The organism is Streptomyces rectiviolaceus (genome assembly GCF_039533825.1).
GTDB classification, from domain to species: Bacteria; Actinomycetota; Actinomycetes; order Streptomycetales; family Streptomycetaceae; genus Streptomyces; species Streptomyces rectiviolaceus.
Window position 1 is genome coordinate 1 of record NZ_BAAAUG010000282.1, and the last position, 5,430, is coordinate 5,430.

The 5,430-nt window shown below is 68.5% G+C and carries 5 protein-coding genes; 4 read left to right on the forward strand and 1 reads right to left on the reverse strand.

What is annotated here, in order from left to right; translation table 11 throughout:
• Window positions 1-88 precede the first annotated feature (88 nt).
• Entirely contained in the window at window positions 89-1,054 is a 966-nt protein-coding gene (locus tag ABD378_RS43980) for a ScbA/BarX family gamma-butyrolactone biosynthesis protein (RefSeq protein ID WP_344531149.1), read from the reverse strand.
• Window positions 1,055-1,349: 295 nt separating this feature from the next.
• Here ABD378_RS43980 and ABD378_RS43985 point away from each other — a divergent pair, with 295 nt between their 5' ends.
• The 4 genes from ABD378_RS43985 to ABD378_RS44000 all read left to right on the forward strand — a co-directional run.
• A complete protein-coding gene (locus ABD378_RS43985; protein ID WP_344531151.1) occupies window positions 1,350-2,048 on the forward strand; it encodes a ScbR family autoregulator-binding transcription factor in 699 nt (232 codons plus the stop codon).
• Window positions 2,049-2,160: 112 nt separating this feature from the next.
• On the forward strand, window positions 2,161-3,405 hold the full coding sequence (locus ABD378_RS43990) for a cytochrome P450 family protein (protein WP_344531153.1): 1,245 nt from the start codon (window positions 2,161-2,163) through the stop codon (window positions 3,403-3,405).
• 5 nt (window positions 3,406-3,410) lie between these two features.
• Entirely contained in the window at window positions 3,411-4,247 is an 837-nt protein-coding gene (locus tag ABD378_RS43995) for an NAD(P)H-binding protein (RefSeq protein ID WP_344531157.1), read from the forward strand.
• Window positions 4,248-4,290: 43 nt separating this feature from the next.
• Window positions 4,291-5,430: FAD-dependent monooxygenase (locus tag ABD378_RS44000; RefSeq protein ID WP_344531155.1), on the forward strand; the 1,140-nt coding region annotated here is incomplete at its 3' end.

Consider the following 5,430-nt stretch of genomic DNA (forward strand, 5'->3'; position numbering starts at 1 on the left):
GTGCCCAGTGCTCGGTAGCTTGGGTCGCTTCGCCACCGGGCCGACATCAGGCGTCAAGGCGCCGGTCCGGCCTCGGGGCCCCAGCTCGTCAGGCCTTGGCAAGCTGGCCGAAAAGTTCTGTGCTGAAGGCTTGCTTCTCGCCCTGCCATCCGGTGACGGCGACGCGGGCCGTTCCCTCGTCGGCACAGGGCAGCTGCTCAGCATCGATCCAGCAGGAGGTGTCGTACTCGACGTACTGGCGGAAGACGGTAGTTGCTCCAGCAGGGGCGAAGGCCCGGGGAGCCAGCAGGGCGAACGCAGCCTGCCGTGCAGCTTCGATGAGGACCATGCCGGGGACGTGGTCGCCGACGTGATCGAACAGGACCGGATGGCGGGCATCGGTGCTCAGCAGCCAGCGCCCTGGGCTGTCGGCCTCGGCGAGGACCACATCGCGGGACAGCATCCGGTCCACGAGATGGGGTGCGAGGGGGGTGGGCCGGACGGGGGACGGCGTCGCCGCCGTGCGCTGTTCACCGCGCAGCCGGCGGTAGGTGGCCGGCGCGACGCAGGTGAAGTGCCCGCTGCCTTCCGCTGCGAGCTCACCTCCTCGCCTGATCGCGACATGCATGGCGAAGTGCGCGAGGTACTCGCCCTTCCACACCAGGTCCGTGCAGTCGGCCTCCAGGTCGAGGTGGCTCGGCTGGTTCTTGATCAGGAGGTGGTCGGGATGCGTCGAGTACTCCATGTCGTGGAGCAGGAACTGATAGTTCAGCGGAACGCCAAACTCCGAGTGCGCCAGGAACAGCCCGACCTGGCGGATCGTTTCGGCCGCCTGCAGGGGGTCGTGGCTGAGCCCGTCCCTGCTGGTGAAGAAGGTGTGGGCCCGTGGCCATTGGCCGGTGAGAGCGAACCGCGTGCCGTCCACCTGGCGGCATCCGGTGAGGAACACCTCGGCCAGGGAAGCGCGGTGTACGTACTCGCGCGGCACTGTGGTGGTGAGTTGGGGGGGAAGAACCTCGGCAGTGGCCCGGGGGACCCGCACCGCTGCCTCTGTCTGGTGGGCGAGCACAGTCATGGTGTCTCCATGGCGGCTGTTCGAAGGGTGGGGCGGCAGGGCAGATTGCGCTAGAACCACTAAGATACGTACCCACCGGTTTTGTTCAAGCGGTTCTCGGCAACTGTGCGTTCGAATAAACCGCGAGAAACTGGGGCTCAGGGCCCGTTCCAGGTCAACTGGGGCACATTCCCGGCCGGAGGAGCCCAGAAAACCATCTGGGGCTTGCCGAGGGCGAGTGATATCATACGGACTTGCCGGTTTTTTTGGGATGGAGCAAGCGGCTCTGCCCAGCCAGTTCCTGGAGGTGAGACGCGTGGCGCAGCAGGAGCGTGCGGTCCGAACGCGACAGGCAATTCTCGCGGCTGCCGCCCAGGTCTTCGACGAGGTCGGCTATGAAGCGGCCACCGTGTCCGAGATCCTGACACGGTCGGGGGTGACCAAAGGAGCCCTCTACTTCCACTTCGCGTCCAAGGAACAGCTCGCGCAAGGCGTTCTCCAGGAGAATGCCCAGGTCGTACCCCCGGTCCCGTCCCAGCGCCTGAAGCTTCAGGAGGCCGTCGACCGCGGCATGCTGCTCGCCTATCAGATGGGTGTCGACCCACTGCTGAGAGGCAGCGTGCGTCTGGCACTCGAGAGGTCGGGCAACGACAGCCTGGACCGCAAGATCCCCTTCGAGGCGTGGACGCGCGAGAGCGAAACGCTGCTCGAACAAGCCAGGCTGGCAGGTGAGTTGCAGCCGCACGTGGACACCAAAGAACTGGCCGGAGTGTTCGTCGGGGCGTTCGCCGGTGTTCAGCTGATGTCTCAGGCCATGACCGACCGTCAGGACCTGTGCGACCGCATCGCTGTGCTCTACCGCGTCCTGATGGCAGGTGCCGCCGTGCCCAGTGCACTGGTCCAGCTGGACGTCACCGCCGACCGCGGCGCCAAGGTCCAGGCCATGGTCGACCAGCTCCTGCGCGAGGAGCCAGACCCACAGGGCGACCGACCCTCTCTCGTAGGCCAAGGCTGAACGTGGGCCGCACCGGACGGTGCGGCCCACGAGTATGTGAAGCGCCACCGCACGTCGGAACGTTCGGCCACGCACACAGCAGCACGTCATCCCACAGGACGGAGTGCACCACATGGCTACTTCTGTATGCCCATACGCGATGGACCTGACGGGCAGCGACCTCGCTGGAGAGGCGGCCCTGCTGCGACGGGACGGGCCCGCCTCCCGCGTGCTGCTTCCCGGCGGGGTCACGGCCTGGGCCGTCACGCGGCACGACACCGCCAAGCGCCTGCTGAGCGACCCGGCGATATCCAAGGACGCCTCCCTGCACTGGCCATCGCTGAAAGACGGCCGCATCGACGACGACTGGCCGCTCCACCACTGGGTCACAGCCAAGAACATGCTCTCGGCCTACGGCGCGGAACACACACGGCTGCGCCGGCTCATCGCGGGCGCCTTCACCCACCGGCGCAGCGAAGCCCTGCGCCCGCAGGTGGTGCAGCACACCGCCGCGCTCCTGGAGTCGCTTGCGCAGCGCCCCGGTGACGAGCCCGTGGACCTCATCGCGGACTTCGCACTCGAGCTGCCGATCCAGGTGATCTGCGAACTGTTCGGTGTCTCAGAGGCCGAACGCCCCCAGCTCAGGCACGGGCTCAGCGAGTCGTTTCGCACCTCCGCCACAGCCGAGGAGGTCCGCGCGGCCCAGGAGAGCCTGCACCAGGTGCTTGCCGAACTGGTCGCGGCCAAACGCCTGGCGCCGGCCGACGACCTTGCCTCCGCGCTCGTCTGGACCCGCGAAACCGACGGCGCACGGCTGACCGAGCAGGAGCTGGTCGACACCCTGCTGCTGATGATCGGCGCGGGACACGAAACGACCGTGAACCTGCTCGGCAACGCCATCGTGGAACTCCTGTCCCACCCCGACCAGTTGGAGCAGGTCGTCCACGGCGCCACCGGGTGGGACGCCGTTATTGAGGAGACGCTCCGGGCACGCGGCCCCGCGGCCTACGTGCCGCTGAGGTTCGCCGTGCAGGACATCGATCTCGGGGAGCACGTCGTCATCCGCCAGGGCGATCCGGTGCTCATCTCCTTCGCCGCGGCAGGCCTCGACCCGGAGCAGCACGGCCCGGACGCACACGAGTTCCAGGTCGCCCGCCCGAACCGGCACGACCATCTGGCGTTCGGGCACGGTGTCCACTACTGCCCCGGAGCCTCGCTCGCGAGGCTGGAGGCCGCGGTGGCCCTGCCGGCGCTGTTCGCCCGCTTTCCCCGGATGCGTCTGGCGCGAGCGGTTCAAGATCTTGAACCGACTCCGTCCTTCATCACCAATGGTTTCCGGGAGATCCCCATATTGCTGGACCCGGAGAGCGCCGCGTGATTGCCGTGACGGGTGCCACGGGCACCGTAGGGGGCCATGTGGCCCGCCTCCTCTCCACCGATCACCCCACGAGGCTGCTGGGCCGCTCCCTCTCCCGGCTGCGTGCCCTGGTACCCGGCGCCGACGTCGTGAGCGCCGACTTCGCCGATCGACGCTCGCTGGAGCGCGCCCTGGACGGTGCCCGGGCCCTGTTCGCGGTCACCGCGAATCCGCTGGAGCCCGCCCACGACGCGAATCTGCTCGCCGCGGCCCGCACGGCAGGCGTGGAGCACGTGGTGAAACTCTCCGCGCTCGCGGTCACCGACGACCGGGCCGACGATCTGATCACCAACTGGCAGCGCGAGAACGAGGACCGGATCCGTGCCAGCGGCCTGGCCTGGACGATGCTCCGTCCTCGCTCATTCATGTCGAACACGCTCTCCTGGGCGGGCTCGATCCGCGCCCACAACACCGTCGTGACGCCACAGCCGCAGTCCAGAAACGCATCGATCGATCCCCGCGACATCGCCGAAGTCGCCGTACTCTCCCTCACCGGTCCCGGTCATGAGCAGCAGGAATACGCCCTCACCGGCCCGGAAGCGATTTCGCCCGCCGAACAGTGCGAGCACCTTTCCCAGGTCCTGGCACGTCCCCTGCGCTGTGACGAGATCCCCCTCGAGCGTGCCTACGCCACGTGGGCGCAGCACTATCCCGAACCCATCGCGCAGGCCCTGCTGGAAAGCGCCCGCCGCCAGGGCGCTGGAGCCAAGCAGGGCGTGGACTTCACCATCGACAAGCTTCTGGGGCGCCCGGCCACCACGTACCGGGCCTGGGCCACAGATCACGCGCATCGCTTCAGCTGAACTGCCCGGGCCATCGCCCGAGCACATCGAAAGGGGGGCGGACGTGCTGCGACGGCACGCCCAAGTGGTGATCGTCGGAGGGGGCCCGGTCGGCATGCTGCTCGCCGCCGAACTGGCGGCGTACGGCGTCGACGTCTGCGTCGTCGAGTCGAAGCCGCGGACGACCGACGAGCCCAGGGCAGGAACCCTGCACGCTCGAACTGTGCAGAGTCTGGCCCGCCGAGGCCTCATGGAGGTCGAAGCGGGTCGCGCAGAACGTGCGGGCCACCATCGCGAACCGTTTCACTTCGCCGGTCTGCCGGGCCTGAGCATCACCGCCCCGGCCACCGAACCTCCCATCCTGGTCAAGTGCCCACAGGCTGATCTGGAAAGGCAGTTCGAGGCTGTCGCACAACGCCGCGGTGCCACGGTCCTGCGCGACAGCCAGGCCGTACGGATCGTCCAGGACCCGGACGGCGTAGAGGTGACGGCGAAGCGTCCGCAAGGTCCTGAGCAGGTGCGCGCCGAGTACCTCATCGGGGCGGACGGCGCCCGCAGCACGGTGCGCGACCTCTGCGGATTCGTCGCAGACACCCATCCCGCGACCGTCTCCGCCCTGATGGGGCAGGTGCGTCTCGTGGACCCGGCGGCGCTGCCGCCGGGCTGGCAGCGCACCGAACGCGGCTGGACCGCCGCCAAGTTCGACGCGCACGGGTACGGCAGATTGATGACGTTGGACTGCCGGGGCCCGCACCCCGACCGCGGCAGCCCGCTCACCGTCGAGGAGTTGAGCCGGGAGGCCGAGCGGATCGTCGGCCACGCCGTCCCGCTGACCGAGCCGACGCACCTGTCCCGGTTCAACGACTTCTCCCGGCTGGTCGCCAACTACCGCCAGGGCAGGGTCTTCCTCGCCGGCGACAGCGCGCACGTGCACTTCCCCGTCGGGGGCCAGGGACTCAACACCGGTCTGCTCGACGCCCTGAACCTGGGGTGGAAACTCGCTCACACGCTGCGCGGCACGGCAGGCAAGGACCTGCTCGACACCTACGACCAGGAGCGCAGGCCGCCCGGACAGCGCGTTGTCGACAACACACGAGCCCAGCTGGCTCTCATGCGCCCGGACCCGCAGCTCGATTCCCTGCGCGCCCTGATGGCCGATCTGCTGCCGTTGCCCGATGTCGGCGCATACCTTGGCGACATGCTC